We start from the raw sequence: 22,608 nt of genomic DNA on the forward strand, positions 1-22,608 counted from the left end.
GATTTTGTGCGCCTCCCATCCGGACTTTAACCGTCGGTTCCGGATTTCCACCGGATCGGCCTGCTGGTGCAGGTTCGCGGACTATCACCGCCGGTTCAGATTTTCACTGACCCCGGGCAATCTTCATTGAACCACGTAAGTGTTGCGTATTCAACGCGGCAAAGCTAACGAATGTTTACTAGACGTGTACAAAAGAGCAACACGATGCAACAAGAGGTGGGTTAAGCCGTTTTTGCAGATTTGGAAAACCAAAACATCTAGTGTTTGCGGACTAATCTCACAAAATGAACATTGTGGTTTAAATTTTGGGAAATGCTTAACATTTTCTTCATGTCTAATAACAACCTCGGGGTTCTGGAAAAGAACCGGTCCGGACAGAGCAAAACCAGCAAGCTGACCCAGGAAGACCGCTCGGCGACCATCGCCGTCACCCTTTTCCCGGTGTTGATTATTGCTGCGGCGCTATTTGGATTCTTCGTGCCCGACGTCGCGAAGAGCATCGTGCCCGCAGTCAACCCGCTGCTGATTGTCATTATGTTCTGCATGGGTCTGACGCTGAGGCTCGAAGACTTCAAACTCGTTTTCACCCGCCCTCTTCCGGTGCTGGTTGGCATCGTTGCGCAGTACGTCATCATGCCGCTGGTTGGTTGGGGCGTTTCCAGCCTGCTTGGCTTGCCCCCAGAAATCGCCGCCGGCGTCATCCTGGTTGGCTGCGCGCCCGGTGGCACGGCGTCCAATGTCGTCGCTTATCTGGCTAAGGCCGACACCGCGCTTTCAGTGACGATGACCTCCATCTCGACGCTGTTAGCCCCGATCTTCACCCCGATCCTGACGCTGCTGCTGGCCGGACAGTACATGCCGGTTGACGCGAAGTCGATGGCGTTGTCGATCGTCCAGATCGTTCTGATCCCGGTTGTCGGTGGTCTGGTCGTCCGCACGCTGCTGCCGAAGGTAGTCACCCCGGTGCTGCCCGCAATGCCGTGGCTATCCGTTGTGGCGATCTCCCTGGTTGCGACGGCTGTCGTCGGTAACTCCGCAGATCAGCTGGTCAAGGCTGGCTGGATCATTTTCCTAGCCGTCATCTTGCACAACTGCCTCGGCTACCTGCTGGGCTACGGCCTGGGCAAGGTCACCAAGCGCGGCGAGCGCGCTAGCCGAACGATTTCCATCGAGGTCGGTATGCAGAACTCGGCTCTCGCTGCGGGTTTGGCCGTCCAGTACTTTAGCCCTGCGGCAGCTCTGCCGGCCGCCGTGTTTTCGGTCTGGCACAACCTTTCCGGCGCACTGCTCGCGATGTTCTACCGTCGCAGCGCCACCAAATACCTGGAAAACACTGAAAACTAATTAACTAAATAAGAAAGCCCTCGGTGACGAGGGCTTTCTTATTTAGTAGAAAATTTTCTTGCGCGATCATCCTGCGAGCGGGCCGCATTCTGTGCGCGGGCCCTGGTAGTCACCAGATCGCAGAAGTATAGAACCACCTTCGCGAGCGATCTGCGTGTATCCGTTGGCGAGCGCCTTGTTGTATTCGCCTTGGGCGGTGATCGACTCGTCGACGGGGTGGGGTAGCTCGTCTGCGTGCAGGACGATGAAGTCCGGTTTTGGGGCCTCTACCCCCGGCACGGTGACCCGCGTCCTGTCGGTCAGGTGCGGCACGAATCTTTCGGAGGCGGTGACGCAAACATTGTCCGGGATCTGGGAGATGATCTTTTTCTTGTTGGCCACTTGCTCGCGCAGCTGCGGCGACCTGTCAAACATGGTGCCGAGCGGGAACATGTCGTTGTTGATTCCCGTGCTCAAGACGGCCTGAGCGAGAAGAATCGCTGAGGCCAGCCAGGTCGAGACCTTACGAATTCGATCTTTGGCGATCAACTTGGCTAAAACCGGGATCGCGGCCATCGTGATGATCGTCCAAACCGGCGCGTTGTAGTGGTATTCGGTGGTCCACAGCGACTCGCGGTCGGCTAGGAAGCGCTGCAAAACAATTGGCAGAGCAACCAAGCTGAACTTAGAAAACAGTGGCAAAAACCCGAGTGGTATGAGCAGGGCGAGCAGCGTCCTGGTCTTGTCGAACGGCAGGAAGAGCGCTTTGAGGATGGTGACCGGCCCCTCCTCTAAGACGCTGTATTGCCAATAGCCAAAGCCGTCACCGAACGCCGGGACGATGACCATCGTAACCAAAAAGAACGCGACGAAACCGATTGCCGCAAGCGCGATTCCCTGCTTCCGCGGCTTGCGCAAAGCCCGGATGAACCCGAGCATGAAAACACACGCGCCCATGTCCTCGCGCACCAAAAGCAACAGCAGGCAGGAGGCGAAAAGCTGCCTGTCTCGCGGATGCTCTTCATCTAAAGAAAGCGCCGCCCATGCCAGCAGCGGCAGTGCGAAGGCGATCTCGTGAAACTCGAAATCCGCCATCGCCTGCAGCGGCCAACCGAAGGCGTAAATCGCGGTGACCAGCGCAGCCAGCATGCCGGGCAGCTTGCGCCTGGCAAAAACCCAAACCAGCCAGATCGATGCAGCCATCAGCACCGACTGCACGATTAGCAGCACGCGTGGATCGTCCCAGATCCAATAGAGCGGAGTAATGAGAATCAAGATCGGGTGGAAGTGATCTCCGAGTAGGTTAAAATCGATGCCCTTCAGCGGCGAGTACGGCGGCATGAAGTGGGCGTAATGGCGGATTGCCTGGTCGAAGATCCCGACGTCATAGCCTGCGGTCTTGAAGTCGACGTGGCGGATGACTGAAAGCCAACAATAGGCGCTAAACGCGAGGAGGGTAATTATCGCCCCGCTCCACCGCCACAGATTGTTCTTCAAGGACGAAGTTTGCATCCCTCAATATTAGGGCCAATGAATGACAGCGAAATAAAGCAAAGAGTTCGCCCGTGCAACACCCAAGTTCTTCCGGCATGTTTAGCCGGTGGCTAAAGTAGAAGGCAAAAGCTACTTGGAGGCAAGATGAGCGAACCGACCAATACACCGCTGACTCCGCCCGCACCGAGCACGGAGTTGAATCTTTCCGTGCCCGAGCCCCCGCAGCCGGTGGTGGCCGAGCAGGCAAGCTCGATAGCGCTGCCCGTCGACGAGGCGAAGAAGCCGGAGCTGGATCGTAAGGTGGATTCTTTCGTTGATTCCTTGCTTAGCGAACAGATCGGCAGTCCCAACTTCGCGGCTAAGGCCGACGTGGTTCGGGCCATGGGCGACGCAGATATTCGTCGCGCTGCCGAGGCCTCCAACAGGTTGCTGGAAACGCCAATCCAGGAGGTCAATTCCGGTGGCATCAGCGAAGTCAGCCAAGTCGGTCAGAGCCTGGTTGAACTGCGTCGCGTTGTTGAGGAGCTGGATCCGTCTGCCGTCTCCAAGCCCAAGCGCAAGATCCTTGGCATCTTCCCGGTCGGTCAGAAGGTGGAGGACTACTTTCGCAAATACCAGTCCAGCCAGCAGCATCTGAACGCCATCCTGCACTCGCTTCGTTCCGGCCAGGACGAGCTGACCCGCGACAACACCAGCCTGAACATGGAGAAGGTGCAGCTGTGGGAAACGATGGAGCGTCTCAACCAGTACATCTACATGGCCGGGCAGCTGGACGAGCAGTTGAGCGCAAAGATCGAGGAGCTGAAATACTCTGACCCGGCTAAGGCCGACACGCTGAGCAAGGATGTCTTGTTCTACGTGCGACAGAAGCATCAAGATTTGATGACGCAGCTTGCCGTGTCCACCCAGGGTTACCTCTCTATGGACATCATCATTAAGAACAACATCGAATTGATCAAGGGCGTGGATAGGGCGTCGACCACCACGGTATCCGCACTTCGAACTGCTGTCCTCGTTTCGCAAGCGTTGGGCAACCAGAAGCTCGTGCTTGACCAGATCACCGCGCTCAACCAGACCACCAGCTCCATGATCGAATCCACCAGCGAGATGCTGAAAAACAACTCCGTTGGCATTCAGCAGCAGGCGGCCAGTTCGTCGATCGGCATGGAGAGCCTGCAGAAGGCTTTCGAGAACGTCTACGAGACGATGGACTCCATCGACAACTTCAAAGTGGAGGCCCTCAAGACAATGGAGCAGACCATCGGTACGCTCGAGAGCGAGGTGTCCAAGTCGCGGTTGTACCTGGATCGGGCAATACGCTCGGAGAACAACCGCGTCATCACCAACCCGCTCGACGTCCCCGAGCTCGACAGGTAGGCAGGCGAGGAAGGAATATAAATGGGTCTGTTTGATTGGCTGAAGCCCAAACCACAGGCGGAGCCTGAGCCCGAAATGCCCGCTCCGCCCTCGAACGTAGACATTGAGCGCGCGCTTCGTAAGGCCGAGGATATGGTGGAGAATAACCAGGTTTCGACGCCGGTGCTCGCCAGGGTGCTGCGGGTCACGCACCTGGTTAGGGGCATCCTGCCAAGGCTGGAAAATCTAGGCGTGTCCAGCGAGGAAGCCTACACAGTGGTGGCCACCGCCACCGAGTACCTGCCTGAATCGCTTGCCGGCTACCTAGCTCTGCCTCGTGACTGGGCCGACACCCGCCCGGTGGCAAACGGCAAATCCTCCCTGCTGCTGTTGATTGATCAGCTCGATCTGCTCGCGCTGACCACCTCGCGCATGGCGGACGCAGCCAACCGTCATGACGCGGCGACCCTCGTCGCGCAGGGTGCGTTCCTGGACGCCAAGTTTGGCGGAAAGAATCTTGCTCCCACCAAACTCGACGACCCGGAACCGACGGCTAAGGCGTCCGGGCCGCTGGACATCGAATAAGTCGTGCAATCAGCGAAGACGAAGGGCAAAGACTTCTCCGTTGCGTCCAATAAACCGATCGACCCGGCGGTCTTGCGCAAGGATGCGTCTTTACAAAAGGCTCCAAACATTCCCCGCAGCCTAAATTTTCTACGGGCTATAAGCGTTCTCGCCTGTTTCGTTTCCAGCATGCTCGGCATCTGGTCGGCCGCGGGCTCGGATGAATTCGTCCAGTCTTTTAGCGATTCCGCGTCCAGCATCGTAGACGTCCAGACGGTGAAGTCTGACGTCTACACGGCTGACGCGTTGGCGGCGAAAAGCATCGTGGCGGACGAAAACGACGACTATCTGCAGCCGCTTCAAGAAGCCGCAGTCATGCTTTCTCAGCAGATGAGGGACGCGCAAGCCTCCGTCGCCTTGTCAAAGCAGCTGCCAGTAGCGGCGGCCGAACTCGGCAAGCTTTCCGCCAGCGGCGACTCCCAGACTCTAAACAAGTCGAAGCAGTCTAACGATTCTGGGGTTGGCGCGGAGACGAACGCCCAGGTAAACGCTCTTTCGGACAAGATAAGTTCGCTACCCAAGGGTTCCACGTACCGCTTCATGTGGCTTCTCATGCCAATAGCTGTGTTGATTTACGTCAACGTCCGGCACGCCCAGTTGACTCGCCGGGTGTTTAACCTCGGCTTGCTCCTTGCCACGCTGCTGAGCGCCGGGAGCATGTATCTGCTTGGCACCAGCGGCCTGACTTCAGCAAAGATGGTCGGCACGGAGCACGAGCAGGCATACGCGAGGCTACGCATTGATAGTCAGACACTAAGCGATTTCGCCATTGCAAGATCTACCGGAAACCGCGCGGTGGCGGCTGCGAGCCTCGACGCAGGAGCCCAGGAGATCTCGGAGGACTGGTCGAGACAGATCGAAGACATTTCTGCTGGGGTGCTCGTCACGGATACCAGCTTCGAGGTGCCATTCGACACCTACAAGGCTGCGCAGTCGAAGGCCGTCGAGGAGCCGAGCGCGCAGAATATTTCTGCAAGTGACGAAGCAGCAGAAGCCCTGGCTACCAAGCTTTCGCAGAAGAGCGAATCGAGCAGATCTGAAGTGAGCACACAGGCCGAAGACCAGCGACGGGCCAACAACCGAAATCGTCTTTTGGCCGTCGGGCTGAACGCTGCTGCCGTGCTGCTCGCCGGGTGGGGGCTTTCGCAGCCGCTGCGAAAGTACCTGCGATGAGTTACGCGTTGACCCCATCGGCCCCCGGAGCGATCGGGCGCGGGGCGTCGCCAATGGATAACCGCAAATACCTGATCGAGTTAGGCGAGTGGTTGGGGCAACGCCGGGCCGAACTCGACGAGCTGGACGCTGCCGCACAGAAGGACAAGGATCCCGAACGCCTCGTTTCCGACATTGCGCTCGGGATGGCGCTCTGGCAGGCAATCAAGACCAGGTATCAACGGCTGCTTGCCATCTGGGACGGCGGCAGGGTCGGGCCCAGGCAGTGCGAGGAACTCGCCAACTTAACCTGGGGCAAGCTGGACGAGGCCGACAACACCGCGGCCAGCGGGCTATCGCTACCCGAAGCCTGCAAACTATCTGACGCGTTAACAGGCCAGTTGCGCCAGAACCTGATGATCGATCCATCCGGCAGCGAGGTGCTGGCCAGGACCCGTCAGATTCGCGCCGGGCTGGAACGAATCCGTGACCAACTAACTTTGACCTCTGGTGACGATCTGGTGCAGGCACAATCACGGTTCCAAGAACTCGACGCAAGGCTTTCCGCCGTTCTCGAACGTTCGGGCAGGGGAGCCGACGTGGGCGGTCTGCTGGGGCCGCTCGAAAACGATACCGCAAGGCTCGAACGCGACTTGATCGTCGGGGTTGCGAAGCATCAGAAGCGTCAGCAGCTTGCTTCTCCGTCTGCGCAGACGGCCGTCGCTGTCAGAGACCGCCTAGCAAAGCGGAAAAAAGACCTCGACCTTCTCGTACAAGAGGCGAGAGGTATTCCCGGCGCACCCGATCTGGTGGTCCCGGACGTCGCCGTTTTAGGTTCGGTTCCCGAAGACGAGGAGGCAATCGAGCGCTACCTCAACAGGCTGCGTCGCCTCGAGTCTGCAATGGAACAGGTGGAGCAGGCCTATAAAGAAGCGCTGACTCCGTCGCCTGGTTTGGCGCAGCTGCAGGCAGGTTTGGACGCCATCGCGGACGCAATTTCTACCGGCTTGGTGAACAGCGATCAAAAATTGTCAGAGGTCGTCGATAGCCTAGATACAGCAGTCGAAAACTACCGTTGCTGGCTAGCCGAACGCAGCCGGTCTGGCGAGTGAAAGGAGGCCCAATGAGCGAACAAAAATGTACGCAGCCCGGTTGTCCGGGCTCAGTGGTTGATGGCTATTGCGACTACTGCGGGATGCCTCCTGGTGCCGCAAAAATTTCTATCGAAACGCCTGAGCCTATGCCGCTCAGAGCACCGACTCGCAAAACCGTTTCGACGCCGAACAAAGCTAGTCCGCGACAGAGTGGCCCGATGGGGGTCTCGACCGGCCCATGCCCGCAGTCTTATTGCCGAGGCGAGATAATCGACGGCTACTGCAACGTCTGCGGGCAACCTCCCGTTGTGCAGCAGGTGCCAAACGTGTTGGGTGCGCCGCTGGTGGGAATCTCCAGCGAGCAGCTCGGCACCGTCGCTATCGGCTCGGCAATCGCCGGCGAAGGAGACGACAAACACCCGCTTAGCTCGTGGCAGAGTAACCGAACGCGCATCGGTGCCGGAATCACCATTGTGCCGCCCGCGCCTACGTTCGATCCGCTGGACGCGGTTATGGATAATCCAGTCGTGCCCGAGGCACGCAGGTTCTGTTCTGCATGCGGAAAATCTGTCGGGCGCGGGCAAAACGGCGCTGAGGGTGCTCAGGTAGGCACTTGCGATTCGTGCGGCACTTCATTCGATTTTCGTCCGGTGATATCGCCGGGTGAATTGGTGGCGGGTCAATACGAAGCGGTCGGCTGCCTCGCATACGGAGGCATGGGCTGGATCTACCTGGCTAGGGATAAGAACGTCTCCGACCGCTGGGTGGTGCTGAAGGGGCTGCTGAACGAATCCGATGCCGACGCCGCCGCATCCGCGAAGTCCGAGGGTAAATTCCTCGCCAAGGTAGAACACCCAATGATCGTCGAGATCTACAACTTCGTCGCGCACGAGGGCGCCCGCTACATCGTCTTGGAATACGTTCCGGGCCGTTCCATTACCGATCTGCTGAAGAAACGCAAGGCTGAAAACGACGGCGTGCACGATCCACTGCCGCCAGACTGGGCGCTGGCTTACGTCATCGAGATCCTGCCTGCCTTCAGCTATCTGCACGATAGAGGCCTGCTGTATTGCGATTTCAAGCCCGATAATCTGATGCAGGTGCAAGATTCCCTCAAACTGATCGACCTTGGCTCTGTTCGGAGGGTCGACGACGACATCTCGCCCATCTACGGCACAGTTGGTTATCAGGCCCCGGAGGTCGCCGAGCAAGGCTGCTCCGTCGCCAGCGACATTTACACGATAGGCCGGACGCTGCTGATGATGTGTACGGTCTTCCCAGGCTTCCAAACCGACTACGTAGACAAGCTGCCGCCCGCCGGCAAGATACCGCAGCTTTCCCAAAACGACTCGCTGTACAGACTGGTGAAGCGGGCCTGTGCGCCCGAACCGACGGATCGGTTCCAGTCTGCCCAAATTCTGCGCGCCCAATGCTTAGGCGTGCTCAGGGAGGTCGCGGGCAGGGCGTCGGGAGGCGCTGCCATTACTTCACACGAATCGTCGCTTTTCACCACGCCCGATCTGCTTGACGAAACCGAAATCGATTGGCACATGCTGCCGCAGATCCGCGCGGACATCAACGACCCGATGCGCGAGTGGCTGACCAGACTGCCGACGAAAGACCCGTCCTCTCGGGCGAAGGCCCTCGCTAAGGCGCCGCAGCGCAGTCCGGCAGTCGTCTTGGCGGAACTCGAACTGAATCTGCAGCTCGGTAAAACTCGTCAAGTGGAACGCCTGATCAGCGAACTGAAACGGCTCGACCCTTGGGACTGGCGGGCGGTGTGGATGCAGGCGATCTCGCACGTCCAAACCGGCAATTGGCACGAGTCCGTGGCCGCATTCAACACCGTTTACGGCCAGCTGCCGGGCGAAGTGGCGCCCAAGTTCGCCCTCGCTTTGGCCTGCGAGCGAGCCGGGATGAGCCAAGTTGCCGAACAGCTTTTTGCCATTTGCGCCAGCACCGATTCCGCTTATGCAGCCGCGTGCGCATTCGCGATCGCGAGGATCAGGCTCGCCAGAGGAGACGTCCAAGGCACCCTCGACGCGCTCGACTTGGTGCCAGCGAAGTCCAGGGGATTCTCCCTGGCAAGACAAAAGCGCACGAAGCTGCTTCTGGAGCGCGGTGAGAGTCTGCCAGATCTCGCACAGGCGCTAGAGGCTGTGGGCCATTCCGACCTAAGCGAAAAGGAGCGGGCGCGGTCCCAGGTGCGCATCCTTGAGGCCGCTTTGAAGAAGCTGGAAGAATCCGGGAGCCAGCCAGGCGTGCGCATCGGTGGGCAAATTGCGACGTTAAGAAACGTCCGATCACAGCTCGAGGCCGCATATCGGGCTGCGGCGTCTTGGACTCAAGACCGCAGTGAGAGAAATAGTCTGCTTAGTAAGGCCGACACGAAAAGAAAGTGGAGCCTGTTTTGAACGAGAATGAATGGCGGCAGCCGCCCTTGGTCGAAAAAGCGGACGTCGAGGCACAGCCCGAGCTCGAGGCCCATCTCGAACCAGAAGACCAGAGCGCGCCACGAGTATTTGAGAGCCAGCCCGCAAGCTGCCAAAGGTGCGGGGGAGCAATCGACGTCGACGGCTACTGCTCCAAGTGCGGTGCGAAGGCTCCGTCGATGTACGACCACGTTGAAATCCAGCCGCAAGGCTGGGTTGCGGGGGTCAGCGATCGTGGCCTTCGGCACGCAAAAAACGAGGACGGCATGCACGCAATTGCCAGCGACGAACCAGGATGCTGGGCGGCTCTGGTGGTTTGCGACGGCGTGTCCAGCGCGTCCGATTCCGACGTCGCCTCGAGGGCGGCCGCGCTGGCCGGAGCGAGCGCGCTTCAAGACCTGGCCAAAGATGTTCGAATGGTCGAGGAGAACTCCGTGCAACTGCAAGCATCGTTCATCGCAGCCTGCGAAGCGGCAGGCGAGGCCGTGCTCGAAAATACCGACCCCGAGGACACCAATCCGCCGTCCTGCACGGTAGCGATGGCGGCAATCCAAGATGGCTCGGTGATCGCCGGTTCGGTTGGCGATTCCAGGGTCTATTGGGTCCCCGAAAACGGCGAGGTGGAGCTGCTAAGCATCGACGATTCCATCGCCCAAGAACATATTGCTGCCGGTGTCGCCCGAGAGACCGCCGAGTCAGGCCCAGACGCACACGTAATCACGCGTTGGCTCGGCAAAGACTGTCCGCAGATTCTGCCGGACGTCCACTTGATGCCTGCACAAACTAGCGCTGGTTGGCTAGTCGTCTGCAGCGACGGAGTGTGGAACTACGCATCCGAACCGGAAGACTTTGCTGTCGTCGTGCGCCAGATAATGGCTCAGGCTGACGGGCTCGCCGAGGGCACGAAGGACCTGATCCATTGGGCCAATCAGCAGGGTGGGATTGATAACGCGACGGCCGTCATCGCAAGGTTGGAGGGCTCGGCAGATCCGCTGGATATCCCTACCACGAAGATCGTGAGAAACGTGGAGCAGGCCTGATGGCGGTTTATTCTTCCGAGGTTTTCCAAAACGAGTTTCTGCCCGATGGCGGCACCGACGTAAACGCGATCGTGTCTATCACCGTCGACGATGCCGGAAAAGCGGGGTCTGATGGCGCGGCTGGTGAGATCATCATCATCGACTGCTCCGGCTCCATGGGCATGCGCACGATGTCGGCAGCGAGGTCGGCTGCAATTACCGCGATCGACAACATCCTCGACGGCACCTACTTTGCCGTTGTCTCTGGCACCCACGAGGCATTCCTTGCCTATCCGGTCGTCCAATCCGGCCCCGGAATGGTAAAGATGGACGAGTTTACGCGTCAGCAGGCCAAAGTCGCTGTGTCTCGGCTGATTGCAGACGGTGGCACGGCGATCGGTAAGTGGCTGAACCTGACGCGGGCACTGTTTTCGTCGATGGGCGATATCTTCAGCCAAAAACATGCGCTGCTGCTAACTGATGGCGCTGACGAACACGAGACGCCGGCCCAGCTCAACGCAGCCATCGAGGCCTGCCGTGGTCAGTTCCAGTGCGATTGTCGTGGCGTAGGAACCTACTGGGTGGTTTCGGAGATCCGAAAAATTTCGAATGCGCTGATGGGCACGCTTGGTTTCATCTCCGATCCGAACCGCCTGAGCGAGGAGTTCGCTTCGATCATGCAGGCGTCCATGAACCGAGGCGTTTCCGAGGCTAATTTGCGAGTGTGGACTCCTCAGGGTGCTCAACTGCTTTTTGTGCGTCAGGTTTCTCCCGAAGTCGACGACATGACCAACAAGGGCAGGGCGGTTAGCCCGCTAGTCGTCGAGTATCCGACAGGAGCCTGGGGCGACGAAACCCGCGAATACCACGTAAGCGTGCGGATACCCGCCAAAAATATCGGGATGGAGCAGTTGGCCGCGCGTGTGCAGTTGGTGGTGGACAACCAGCCGAAAACGCAAGGGCTGGTCAAGGCTATTTGGTCTCAGAACGATAGCCTCACTGCCCAAATAAACAGCGAGGTAGCGCACTACACTGGTCAGACGGAGCTGGCCCAGACAATTCAGGAGGGGTTGGCTGCTAGAAAGGTCGGCGATCTTTCGACCGCCACGGCTCGGTTGGGCAGGGCGGTGCAGCTTGCAGACCAGACCGGAAACGACGAAGCCGCAGAAAAACTGTCTCGGGTGGTCGACGTCGTCGACATCAGCACCGGAACCGTTAGGTTGCGTCAGCAAGTAAACAAGGCTGACGAAATGGCTTTAGACACCGCATCAACGAAGACGACTCGCACCCATAATCGTGGCAAAGACGAACAGCAGCGGCCATAATTGGCCTCGGAGGGACATATGAGCAACGATTTTGAGAGCAAGGACACCGGCCAGTGCCCTAAGTGTGGCGTTTTCCTGACCGGTGAGGAGTCCTTCTGTATGACATGCGGCTACGACTTGAATCAGCCGGAAGAAACCGGCGGCCTGGGGCTTTGGGAGTCCCCGAAACCCGCCAGTGAGCCCGACGAAGAACCAGCTCAGATCGAGGAGAAGCCGAGAACTAAGTGGGCGGCAGAGGTGTGGATCGACCCGGAGTGGTACCGCACCCAGTCCAGCCCCGACCAGCTGCCGTCACCGGGTCAACCCGAAATCATCGGGCTGCACGAGGACGTGATTGCGATCGGTCGTCCGTCTGCCGAACAGCCGTCTCCCCAAATCAACTGCGCAACAGATTCGGGCGTAAGTCGTCAGCACGCGCGCCTGATCAGCGATGGCAAGCGTTGGTGGGTGGAGGACGCCGGAAGCTCGAATGGGACGTTCGTGGGCGTCATAGATCAGACGTTGCCTGCCGAGCCGATCACGGGACGAGTCGAGATCGGCCCGCACCACCGCGTCTATGTCGGATCTTGGACTCGAATCGTGGTTCGCGCAGCTTTGGTGCAAGAATCTGATCTGTGAAAAACAAAGACCTGAACGAAAACCAGCTAGCCAACGACACTTTTGCCGCTAGCGCCGCTTCCGAGCGAAATGGTTCGACAGGTCGACATAGCCAGCCGAAATACGCCGACTACGGGACAGGAAACTACGCGATCCTCGTGGCGATCATGTGCATCATCGTGATCCTGAGCGGCATCGGTGGGGCAAAGGGCGTCGTATTTACTATCGGTGGCTTCGACATCATCACCGACGGAGCCTTCTTCATGTTCCCAATCGCCTACATCATGGGTGACACCGTAACTGAGCTGTACGGCAAGAAGGCGGCAACCAGAGCTGTTGCCATGGGTTTCATCACAAACGTCATCGCCGCGCTCATCTATTGGGTGATCATCATCCTTCCCGGTTTCAGCGACGATTACGGCATCGAGAAACAACACGGCATCGAGGTCGCTCTCGGGCCCGTCTGGCAGATCGTGCTCGCCTCCATGACAGGTTTCGCAATCGGCCAGACTGCAAACTCGGCGATCATGTGGTTCGGTAAAAAGCGCCACCTGGAGCGTCGCCTAGTTAGACGTTTGATGTCGGCAACCGGTGTCGGCGAGCTGCTGGACACCATCGTCTTTTGCACCATTGCCGCCAGTGCTATCGGCATCTCGACGGTGGGGCAGTGGGCCAACTACACCATCTTCGGTTTCCTTTGGAAGATCCTTGTGCAGTACGCGATGATGCCCGTAACCGTAACCCTGATTAAGTGGCTGAAGAAGCGTGAACCGACTTACGCGAACGCCGAGTAGAAGGCGTGTAGTTGCTCGCTGGTGGCTACACCTGCTCATTTTGGAGTAGAGTTAGGCCGCGCTATTAGGAGGCATAGATGCCAGGAATCGTTATTTTGGGAGCCCAGTGGGGCGACGAAGGTAAGGGCAAGGCCACGGACGCAATCGGCGACCAGGTCGATTTCGTCGTTCGCTATTCGGGCGGTAACAACGCGGGGCACACCGTGGTGGTTGGTGACGAAAAATTCGTCATGCATCTGCTGCCTGCGGGCATTCTGAACCAGAACGCCACCACAGTCATCGGTAACGGCGTCGTCATCGACCCGGATGTGTTGGCCGAGGAGCTTGATGCTCTCGCTCAGCGGGGCGTCGAGGTCAGACACCCGCTACTAAGCGCTAACGCCCACATCATCACGAAGTACCATCAGGTGCTCGACCGAGTCACCGAGCGGTTCGCGGGCAAGAAGAAGATCGGCACCACCGGTCGTGGCATCGGCCCGACCTATTCGGACAAGGTCAACCGCATCGGCATCCGCGTCCAGGACCTGCTCGACGAGCAGATTCTGCGCGACAAGGTGGAGGCGAGCCTTGAGCAGAAGAACCAGCAGCTGGTGAAGATCTACAACCGCCGCGCTATTGATGCCGAACCGATTATCGAGAGCCTGCTTGCCCACGGCGAGCGCTTCAGGCCGTACGTCGTGGACACTTCCAGGCTCATCAATAAGGCTTTGGACGAGGGTAAGACCGTCCTGTTCGAGGGCGCTCAGGCGCACCACCTGGACATCGACTACGGCACCTACCCGTACGTCACCAGCTCTAACCCGACTGCCGGTGGCGTCTGCACCGGAACCGGCGTAGGCCCTCGCCGCATAGATCGCATCATTGGCATCGCTAAGGCCTACACCACCCGCGTGGGTGAGGGACCGTTCCCGACCGAGCTGCACGACGAGGTTGGCGAGAGGCTGCGTCAGCTTGGCGGCGAGTTCGGTGCCACCACGGGGAGGCCGCGTCGCTGCGGCTGGTTCGACGCGCTGGCCACCCAGCAGGCGGTCATGACTAACTCTTGTACCGACATCTACCTGACGAAGCTCGACATTCTGTCGGGTTGGGACGAGATTCCGGTTTGCGTCGGCTACGACATCGAGGGCACCGTCATCGATCACTATCCGCTGACTCAACGCGAGTTCCAGCTCGCTAAGCCCGTCTACGAGATGCTGCCCGGCTGGAGCGAGGACATTTCTGGAATCCGCGATTTCGACGATTTGCCGGCAAACTGTCAGGCCTACGTGCATCGCTTGGAAGAGCTGATGGGCTGCAGGATCAGCGGCATCGGCGTCGGCCCGGGTCGCGACCAGGCAATTATTATTAACGACCTGGTTTAGGCCAGAGATAAAAGAGCCTGTGCGTTTCGCTTTAGCTGGAGGATGCAGGCTCTTAATTTAATCTTGTGTCGAATCGTGCTAACTGAGTTAGCTTTGTTGCTGTTGAGTGAAATTTTTTCACTCAACAGGTCAATTGCTGATGACGCGGTGCGCTGTTTCGCACTAAATGATTAAGAAGTTCTCGGTACAAAGTGGTTTGGGGGGCGTAACAGTTTCCGTCAGAATTTTTTTAGGCCTGGCAGAAACTATTACAGTTGTTTAATTGGCTTATATATTCACCTTCAGGGGGGGGCAGTGACTCAAAAAGACAACTCTGCGCGAGGCAAGAAATTTTCCCGCGCACTTCTTGCCGGACTCATCGCAGTAGTAATGGCTTTTACTTGGTTGCCTAATCTGCCAGCAGCTCAAGCACAAACTTCATCTAGAAAATGTGGCTATGGCGAGTCTCCCAAGTGGGATATGACTGATGATCCTTATATGCCGCCATATGAGCGCCGAGATAATGTTCAAGTCGTCACTTGGAAACAAAACCAAAAAGCTTACATACAGCTTTCGTATAACCTACTTAAACTCGGCAGCAATCTTGTCTTTACCCCGTACGCTGAGTGGCAAGACCAAGATGGTGTCCAACACAAGGAAAAAATAGAGTTAAGCAGTAGCGTGCCGCCGCGCTTTACGCCACCTGAATCTGCCGTAGATAAAAGCCGTGTTGGTTGGCCAGCTAAAATCAAAATCACTCTGGAACGCATTGATGGTAGCTGCACAATTCCTGCAGAATATGCTTCACGAACAGTTGAAGTTCCAGGCGGTAAGCTGCTTGATCGTAGTGATGTTTTAAGAGTCAACTATAAGTATGGCGAAGGTGAAACTGATGCGTCAGATAAACCTGTTGATCCATGGCCAGATTCTGAAAATACTGGCCGTAGCGTTGGCGACAAATTTTACTTTGATAAAGACCCGAGCCAAACACCGTATACCGAGTATGCAGTGTGGGCTCAGGGCAAGTGTGCTGACGTAGCTGCTGATGCTGCGAAAGATCGATGCACTCAAATCACGGTCAAGGGTAAAGAGTACGCGCAAATTACCCTGCCTAAAAAGAAGCAGACATATTTCAATGAAATTCTGAAATATGTCGATGGTAAAGCTAAACAATTTGACTATGCTGGTTCGTTGCCGGCTGAGGGCTACTCCTTCATAGAAGCGGTTGATCGTCATGGCAACATTGACTATCCCTCACCGTATAGTCGCATGGAGCCGAATGTTCATGGGCCAGCATATGGAAACCTTGAGCCGGACGGGCCTAATGACCCCAAACCCGCGAAGTGGGGCTGGGAGATCGAGGATAAAATCGGTAAAAATGGCGATAGATTCCGTATGCCACTGGCTCAACATAGAATCCCTGAAAATGAGCGCGGCTTCTACTACTACGTAGTTAAAAAAGATGGCAGCCTAGAGTGGCAGGGTAGCGATACTACGAAATGGGTCAACGTCAAGGGCGTAGCTGAATACGTTAATGGCAAAGCCACGGTTACAGTTCGTGCTTATCCATGGCTATGCCATCCAGACCCTAATAATCCAAAGGGTGGAACGGTAACCAAAAATGGTATGACCGACCCCTATTACACTATCGACGATAGTTACTGCGGTTTCCGCGAATGGAAACTTGAGTTCACCGATGTTCCACCGGCACCTGTCGTTCGGGTAACTCCGATGCAAGTTGCAGAATCTTTCAAAGATGAGCAAGGAAATTGGGTTAATAATTTCCTCCCCTCAATTGATGATTTGAAAGCTAACTTAAAAGTCAGGAACGATAACGGCAATTTTGTTGCTTTGCCTGATAACGCCAAGCTCGAAATCGGCGAAGGAACTGTCCAGAATTGGGTTGGCTATTCCGATACCGAAGCAGTTGAGAAGTTATACGAGAAACTGCAAGAAAAGTACACTGGCAATCAGCCAACACGTGAGGAAAAAATCAAAGTCAAGGTGACCATTAATGGCGCCAGCACGGTTGTTGACGTCCCAATTACCGTCGTGAAAAATATTTATGAGGCTTTGACGCAAAATGGGCAGCCCAGGTACGTGCCTGGAGGCTATCTGCGGGTGTCTTTGGACCCAACGAATAATGCACAAGATGCGCAGCGTACTTACTATTATGTGAATCCGAAAGCTAAGGTAGCTATCCCTGCAATCACGCCGAAGCCCATACCAGGTAAAACACATGTTGGCTGGGAGCTGCGTGCTGGACAGGCAGAACCCCAGGCATATGATCTGTCAGCGCGTCACCAGTTTACCGATTCTAAGAATGAGATCATTGCTAAATACTCTGACAACGTTCTTCCAGAAAAAAATGGGCAAAAGCCTGCTGGGACGCCAGACAACTTTGTCAAAGTGACCGTTGATCGCGGTAAAGAAGCAAAGTTGGAAGGTCAAGATCAACAGTCTGTCTTCTGGGTTAACCCAGCTAGCGACGTTGAGCTACCAGTGGTCGAACCTATCGGAAAAACTGAGGATAGATTGACCTATAACTTTGTTTCTTGGAAGTCTGATGATTCAAGAGAGTGGAAGTCGGGCGCCAAACTAGCCGGAAAGTTCACTAAAGATACGGTGATTAGTGCTGGATATAACATCAACCAACTTCCCCTGCAGCCGGCGGTCAAAACTACCGACAAGATCGTCGTACCAGAGGGCGGTTCTGTTAGTGCAAAGGATCTCGTCATCAACCAATACAATGATGGCGACCCGAATAACCCAAATAACCTACCGGCAGGCATGAAGTTCACCTTTGTACAAGAGCCAGATCTAAGCAGTGCTGGCGATAAGCCAGTCAAGGTTCGGGTAACTTATCCTAATGGCGATGAAGTTGTTATCGATTCGAAGATAACGGTGACAAAGGATGTTGTGTCCCAAGATGGTAGCAATAAACCAACGGTGCCAGATAATTTTGTCAAGGTTACAGTCGATATCACTGATAAAGGTGTGGTCGAAGAAGGTGCCCAACAGGTTAAAACTTTCTGGGTTAATCCTGCTAAAGAAGTAACCATTGATATTGCTGAGCCTAAAGGCAAGGAAAAGTTCAAAGACAATTCTGGTAAGGCGTACAACTATGAATTCACCGGTTGGGCTCCTAAAGGCATCAAGGCCGCAAAGTGGCCTGCTGGTGACAAAATTGTCTACGCTTTTACCAAACCGAGTGAGTTGGTAGCGCTTTATAAGCTGCCAGCTATCGATATCAAACCGGTGCCTAAACCTGGCGTAGAGCAAATTTCTACCTACGTTGGTAATGAGCCGAACCTTGATGTGATTAAAAAGCACATCAAGTTACCTGATGGCAAGACATTCGATAATGATGTTAAGAATGTTGAGATCACTGCTAAACCTGACGTCAGCAAGGCCGGCGATAGCGAGGTAGTGGTAACCGTTGAATACACCGATGGTGTGAAGGTGACGGTAAAGGTTCCGGTAAAGGTTTATGACAACTTAATCCCTGCCGAGACTAATGGTCGGCCGACTAGAGACATTCCGGATAATTACGTCAAAGTAATTGTGATTCCTACCAGTCTCAATGAAGATAGCGACAAGAAGGTTTACTTCGTAAATCCTGAGGTTGAGGTAACCATCCCGATGCCTGAGATTAATCCGAAGGAAGGCGCAAAATTCGTCAAGTGGTCTATCAAAGACGAAACATATGATCCTCAAACAGCGAGGAAGTTTGTCGAAGAGACCAAGATCGTAGCTTCTTATGAGAAGAAAACTAATCCAGAAGTTAGCTATAAGTCTGGTGTGAAAGTTATCGAAACATTCGTTGGAAATGGTGCTGAAAAACTTGATTACAAGGCACACATCATTGCTCCTGACGGTTTGACGATAGCTGATGTGGCGCTGCTGACGGATGGCTTCCCTGACCTCAGCAAAGCTGGTGACACTCTGGCGAAGGTACGGGTCAAGTACACAAATGGTGCAGTACATGACCTGCAGATACCAATTATCGTTCGTGACACTGTCATCCCCTCAAAAGATGGGCAAAAGCCTGAGGGGACGCCGGATAATTATGTGCGGGTAACTTTCAAACCTACACAGAATGCGAAAGATAGCAGCGATAAAGTATTCTATGTAGATCCGACTGTTGAGGTCGACATTGATGTTGCTGATCCTGAGGGCATCGAAAAAACAGTCGATGGAAAAACAAGTACTTACCTATTTGACGGTTGGGATAAACCTAAGAAAGGTAAGTTCACTGAAGAAACCATTGTGACCGCTAAATTTAAGGTAAAAACTTCGCTTCCTGCTACGCAGATAACTGAAATTCCAGAGGTAACTACCGAGCCTTTCGTGACAAAGCTAGGTGAAAAACCTGAACTGGATAAGTACATTTCAGCGGTCGTAAATAAGGGTGACGATTGGAAGATTGAACTTGTTTCAGAACCAGACGTCAGCAAGGAAGGTTTTGCTAAAGCACAAATCAAGGTAACTTTCCCTGATGGAGCCACAAGAACAACTGATGTATTGATTTACGTCAAGAAAGAATGCGACGCTTGCAAGCCATGTGAGTCTAAGGACTCGTCGGTGAAGCCAGATGGGTCTAACCAGAGTCCAAATACTGCGGGCTCAGGTCAGCCTACCAATCCTCGGCAAAACTCGAATACCACAAGCAACGCGAAAGGCAAACATGGTGCTGGAGTGCCTACTACGGGTGCTCAGGGCGCTGCGATGTTTACCTTAGCTGCTATCGCAGTGGCGGCTCTTGGTTTGGTAATTCGTCGGCGCAGAAGTTAATAGCTAAATAATCAGCAGCGGTGTCTTGATCAGTAGATCGGGCACCGCTGCTGGTTTTGTCTGGTCAAAGAAGTTATCCGAGAAAGCTCGGTTAAAAATTTGGGGTTAGTACCCAAAATTTGCGATTTAGATAAGCTTCTTGAACAACCTAATTGTTTTGGTTTTGCGCAGTGGTGGACGAGAGTACGCGTTGATGCGTGGTTTAGCTGATTCAACTGTTGCCTAAGTGCTTGTTGCGCCAGGTAATCCCAGTATTAGCTACTATGCGCGATGGATGTCTCAGCGGTGGTAGATCTGGCTTGCCAAATAAGGGCCAGCTTCGTCTTGATCGAACCTGATGCTCCGCTGGTTGCGGTCATCGGCGATTTTATATGCCAGGCTGGAATTCCGGTTTTTGGTCAGTCAAAAACATCTGACTGACTCTGCCGACAGTAACAATTTGAGACGCATCGAGATCGGCCCCCCTGTTCCGATTAACTTTCGGATAGCGCGGGCTCTTTTGGTTAGATTGGTTGTATCAGCCGACGAGAGGTAAGCATTATGAGCCGCATGACTGCGTTTTTACTAGCACTTTTGGGTCTGGTCGGAGTTGCCGGAATCCATCGCTTCTACACTGGCAAGGTGGCCACGGGAATCTTGTGGCTTGTGACTGGGGGGCTATTCGGAGTCGGCACGGTAATCGATATCATTCGAATCGCCGTCGGTGGTTTCCCAACGAAAGACGGCCAGCGGCTGCAGTAGAACTTAAAAACGGCGGGTAAGTAAAATGCTCACCCGCCGTTTGTTTGTCTTTAATTACTTCTTTGAGATGTTTCCGGTGGCGTCAGCAAAGAAGGAGTCCAGGTCGTCACCCTGGGCGTCGTCGAAGTCTATCGCGAAGCCCAGCTTGCCGTCCTCTTCATCAAAATCGGCCTCGTCTAGGAATTTTCCGCCGTCGGCAGCCTGTCCTTGAGCATTCTCAATGGCCTCAACCAGAGTGATGCCGTTTTTGATCTTCTGATCCTTCGCATCGGCGGTTTCGCGCTCGGTCTCGATTACGGTGCCGTTGAGCATTACGTCGTACTCAACCTTCTCGTTACCCTCGAGAACAGCTACCTCCCAGTGGCTGTTGTCCTCGGTGGAAACGGATAGCGCGACGCCGTCCTTAACCTCTTCAGCCTTCTTGATGGCATTGAGAGCGCCGTCGGTGTCAAGCTGGTTGGTGGTGGCCGGGGTCTGTGCGCCGGAAGATTCGGTCTTTGAGGCGACTGTGGTGTTAACTTCAGTGTTTGCGCCATCGCCAGAGCAGCCAGTCACGGTGGCTGCGAGTAGTGCAGCGCAGATTGCGGATGTGATCTTTAGTTTGATCATGCAGCCATTGTCTCTAGTTATTTTGAGCTAATCAAATAATGGTAGAATTGCTTATATCTACGGCTCTAATTTGTGGTGACAAATTTCCGCCGCCGATTGTAAAGAGGGCGCGTTGAAAATTGCGCCTAGCTATTTAATAAGGAGCATTGTGAGTACGATCGCGCAGCATATTGTTGAAACGCTAAAGGATAGCGGCGTCGAGCGGGTCTGGGGTGTCGCCGGAGATTCCCTGAACGGCCTTACGGATGCCATTCGCCGCACAGACGGCATAAAGTGGGTGCCGGTTCGTCACGAGGAGGCTGGGGCTTTCGCTGCAAGTGCGGAAGCCGCCACCACTGGGGAACTCGCAGTGACGGTCGGATCTTGTGGTCCCGGTAACCTGCACTTGATCAACGGCCTGTACGACGCCAACCGATCCCGAGTTCCGGTGCTAGCCATCGCCGCACATATTCCTCACGACGAGATCGGCGGTTCGTACTTCCAAGAAACCCACCCCGAAATAATTTTCCAGGAGTGCTCGGTTTACTGCGAGCTGGTCTCGATGCCGGAGCAGATGCCCAGGATCCTACGTTCGGCAATGCGCGCAGCATTGGACAAGAGGGGAGTGGCGGTTCTGGTTATCCCCGGAAACGTGCTGCTATCCGAAACCGACGCAGAACCCGAAAAGATAGAGAGCGCTCCATTCCGCGCTGCACCCACCGACGATCAACTGGATAAAGCTGCTGAGATCCTCAACTCTTCCAAGAAGATCTCGATCCTCGCCGGAGCAGGTTGCCAGGGCGCACACGACGAAATCGTCGAGATCGCCGATAAGTTGCAGGCACCTATGGTGCACTCAATGCGCGGCAAGGAGTGGGTGGCATACGACAACCCGTTCGACGTCGGAATGACAGGCCTTCTTGGCTTCACCTCCGGTTACAACGCGCTTAAGGAATGCGACACCCTTCTCGTGCTCGGCTGTGATTTGCCGTACCGGCAGTTCTATCCGCAGGATGCCAAGGTTATTCAGGTCGACATCGATGGCCAGCACATCGGTCGCCGCGTCGACGTCGATCTGCCACTCGTTGGCACCGTGAGGGATACCGTCCAGGCGCTGCTGCCGAAGCTAAAGGGCAATAAATCTTCTGCCCACTTGAAGTCCATCCAGAAGGACTATGCAAAGTCTTCCAAAGACCTGAAGTCGCTCGCGAAGCCCACCAAGCGCGGAAAAATTCACCCGCAGTTCCTCGCCGACCTGCTCAACACCTACGCAACCGACGACGCAGTTTTCATCCCCGACGTCGGCTCGCCGGTAATCTGGGCCGCCCGCTACATCGACGTGAACGGCAAGCGCAGAATCATCGGCTCGTTCAACCACGGCTCGATGGCAAATGCCATGCCGATGGCGATGGGCGTTCAAGCGGCGTTCCCATCCCGCCAGGTAATCGCGATGTCCGGTGACGGCGGTCTGTCGATGCTGCTCGGAGACCTGCTCTCGCTCAAGCAGAACGGCCTTCCCGTGAAGATCGTGGTGTTCAACAATTCGTCGCTGAATTTCGTCGAGCTGGAAATGAAGTCCGCGGGCTACGTTAACTTCGCAACTGACTTGCAGGATCCGAATTTCGCCGATATCGCCAACGCTGTTGGCCTGAAGGGCTATCGCGTTGAGAAGGGTGGACAGCTGGAGAAGACCGTCAAGGAATTCTTGGCCCACGACGGTCCCGCGGTTCTGGACGTAATCACCGACCGTCAGGAGCTGACCATCCCGCCGACCCTAGAGCTGGATCAGGTTAAGGGCTTCTCACTCTACGCGATGCGTACCGTGCTCTCCGGCAGGGGATCGGAACTTCTCGACATGGCTAGGACAAACCTTCGTCAACTTCCGAACCTGTTTTAAAAAAAGAGATTCCAATCATCGAAAAGTATCCGCCAGGG

General features: G+C 55.6%; 16 protein-coding genes and 1 riboswitch. Of the genes, 14 read left to right on the forward strand and 2 right to left on the reverse strand.

Features of this window, described 5'->3' with window-relative positions; translation table 11 throughout:
• Positions 1–3: 3 nt before the first annotated feature.
• Positions 4–125: riboswitch (FMN riboswitch) on the reverse strand.
• Positions 126–330: 205 nt separating this feature from the next.
• The gene (locus G556_RS0101395; RefSeq protein WP_051176583.1) at positions 331–1,344 is read left to right on the forward strand and encodes a bile acid:sodium symporter family protein; all 1,014 of its coding nucleotides are present in this window, start codon (positions 331–333) and stop codon (positions 1,342–1,344) included.
• Between the two features lie 66 nt (positions 1,345–1,410).
• Here the strand turns inward: G556_RS0101395 and G556_RS0101400 are convergent, their stop codons facing one another.
• On the reverse strand, positions 1,411–2,835 hold the full coding sequence (locus G556_RS0101400) for a DUF2079 domain-containing protein (protein WP_028821496.1): 1,425 nt from the start codon (positions 2,833–2,835) through the stop codon (positions 1,411–1,413).
• Between the two features lie 126 nt (positions 2,836–2,961).
• Here G556_RS0101400 and G556_RS0101405 point away from each other — a divergent pair, with 126 nt between their 5' ends.
• The 12 genes from G556_RS0101405 to G556_RS0101465 all read left to right on the forward strand — a co-directional run bounded on the left by G556_RS0101405 (position 2,962) and on the right by G556_RS0101465 (position 20,085).
• A complete protein-coding gene (locus tag G556_RS0101405) occupies positions 2,962–4,194 on the forward strand; it encodes a toxic anion resistance protein (protein ID WP_028821497.1) in 1,233 nt (410 codons plus the stop codon).
• A gap of 21 nt (positions 4,195–4,215) precedes the next feature.
• Positions 4,216–4,758 (forward strand): hypothetical protein, encoded by a 543-nt coding sequence (locus tag G556_RS0101410; protein ID WP_028821498.1) that lies wholly within the window; start codon positions 4,216–4,218, stop codon positions 4,756–4,758.
• A 3-nt stretch (positions 4,759–4,761) separates the two neighbouring features.
• Positions 4,762–5,970: a hypothetical protein gene (locus G556_RS0101415; protein WP_028821499.1), complete on the forward strand. Its 1,209-nt coding sequence runs from the start codon at positions 4,762–4,764 to the stop codon at positions 5,968–5,970.
• Positions 5,967–7,061 carry a hypothetical protein gene (locus G556_RS09795; RefSeq protein ID WP_051176525.1) on the forward strand — a complete coding sequence of 365 codons (1,095 nt, stop codon included), beginning with the start codon at positions 5,967–5,969 and terminating at the stop codon, positions 7,059–7,061. The genes G556_RS0101415 and G556_RS09795 overlap by 4 nt, the downstream gene beginning before the upstream one ends.
• Positions 7,062–7,072: 11 nt before the next feature.
• Complete coding sequence (locus tag G556_RS0101425) at positions 7,073–9,457, forward strand: serine/threonine-protein kinase (RefSeq protein ID WP_028821500.1); 2,385 nt, start codon at positions 7,073–7,075, stop codon at positions 9,455–9,457.
• Positions 9,454–10,515, forward strand: a complete 1,062-nt coding sequence (locus G556_RS09800; RefSeq protein ID WP_155941710.1) for a PP2C family protein-serine/threonine phosphatase — start codon at positions 9,454–9,456, stop codon at positions 10,513–10,515. Before G556_RS0101425 ends, G556_RS09800 begins: the two co-directional genes overlap by 4 nt.
• Positions 10,515–11,819, forward strand: coding sequence for a vWA domain-containing protein (locus G556_RS0101435; protein WP_028821501.1), 1,305 nt, complete (start codon positions 10,515–10,517; stop codon positions 11,817–11,819). The genes G556_RS09800 and G556_RS0101435 overlap by 1 nt, the downstream gene beginning before the upstream one ends.
• Positions 11,820–11,837: 18 nt before the next feature.
• Entirely contained in the window at positions 11,838–12,437 is a 600-nt protein-coding gene (locus G556_RS09805) for an FHA domain-containing protein (protein ID WP_233418157.1), read from the forward strand.
• The gene (locus tag G556_RS0101445) at positions 12,434–13,210 is read left to right on the forward strand and encodes a queuosine precursor transporter (RefSeq protein ID WP_016456642.1); all 777 of its coding nucleotides are present in this window, start codon (positions 12,434–12,436) and stop codon (positions 13,208–13,210) included. The genes G556_RS09805 and G556_RS0101445 overlap by 4 nt, the downstream gene beginning before the upstream one ends.
• Before the next feature lie 77 nt (positions 13,211–13,287).
• Positions 13,288–14,571 carry an adenylosuccinate synthase gene (locus G556_RS0101450; protein ID WP_028821502.1) on the forward strand — a complete coding sequence of 428 codons (1,284 nt, stop codon included), beginning with the start codon at positions 13,288–13,290 and terminating at the stop codon, positions 14,569–14,571.
• Between the two features lie 294 nt (positions 14,572–14,865).
• Positions 14,866–19,344 carry a Rib/alpha-like domain-containing protein gene (locus G556_RS0101455; RefSeq protein WP_081675469.1) on the forward strand — a complete coding sequence of 1,493 codons (4,479 nt, stop codon included), beginning with the start codon at positions 14,866–14,868 and terminating at the stop codon, positions 19,342–19,344.
• A gap of 540 nt (positions 19,345–19,884) precedes the next feature.
• Positions 19,885–20,085 carry an NINE protein gene (locus tag G556_RS0101465; protein ID WP_016456640.1) on the forward strand — a complete coding sequence of 67 codons (201 nt, stop codon included), beginning with the start codon at positions 19,885–19,887 and terminating at the stop codon, positions 20,083–20,085.
• Between the two features lie 54 nt (positions 20,086–20,139).
• Here G556_RS0101465 and G556_RS0101470 read toward each other — a convergent pair whose 3' ends face one another.
• The gene (locus tag G556_RS0101470) at positions 20,140–20,694 is read right to left on the reverse strand and encodes a hypothetical protein (protein ID WP_028821504.1); all 555 of its coding nucleotides are present in this window, start codon (positions 20,692–20,694) and stop codon (positions 20,140–20,142) included.
• Between the two features lie 148 nt (positions 20,695–20,842).
• Between G556_RS0101470 and poxB the strand changes: the two genes are divergently transcribed.
• Entirely contained in the window at positions 20,843–22,570 is a 1,728-nt protein-coding gene (poxB, locus tag G556_RS0101475) for a ubiquinone-dependent pyruvate dehydrogenase (protein WP_028821505.1), read from the forward strand.
• Positions 22,571–22,608: the final 38 nt, after the last annotated feature.

It is taken from the genome of Propionimicrobium lymphophilum DSM 4903, from assembly GCF_000423485.1.
GTDB lineage: Bacteria > Actinomycetota > Actinomycetes > Propionibacteriales > Propionibacteriaceae > Propionimicrobium > Propionimicrobium lymphophilum.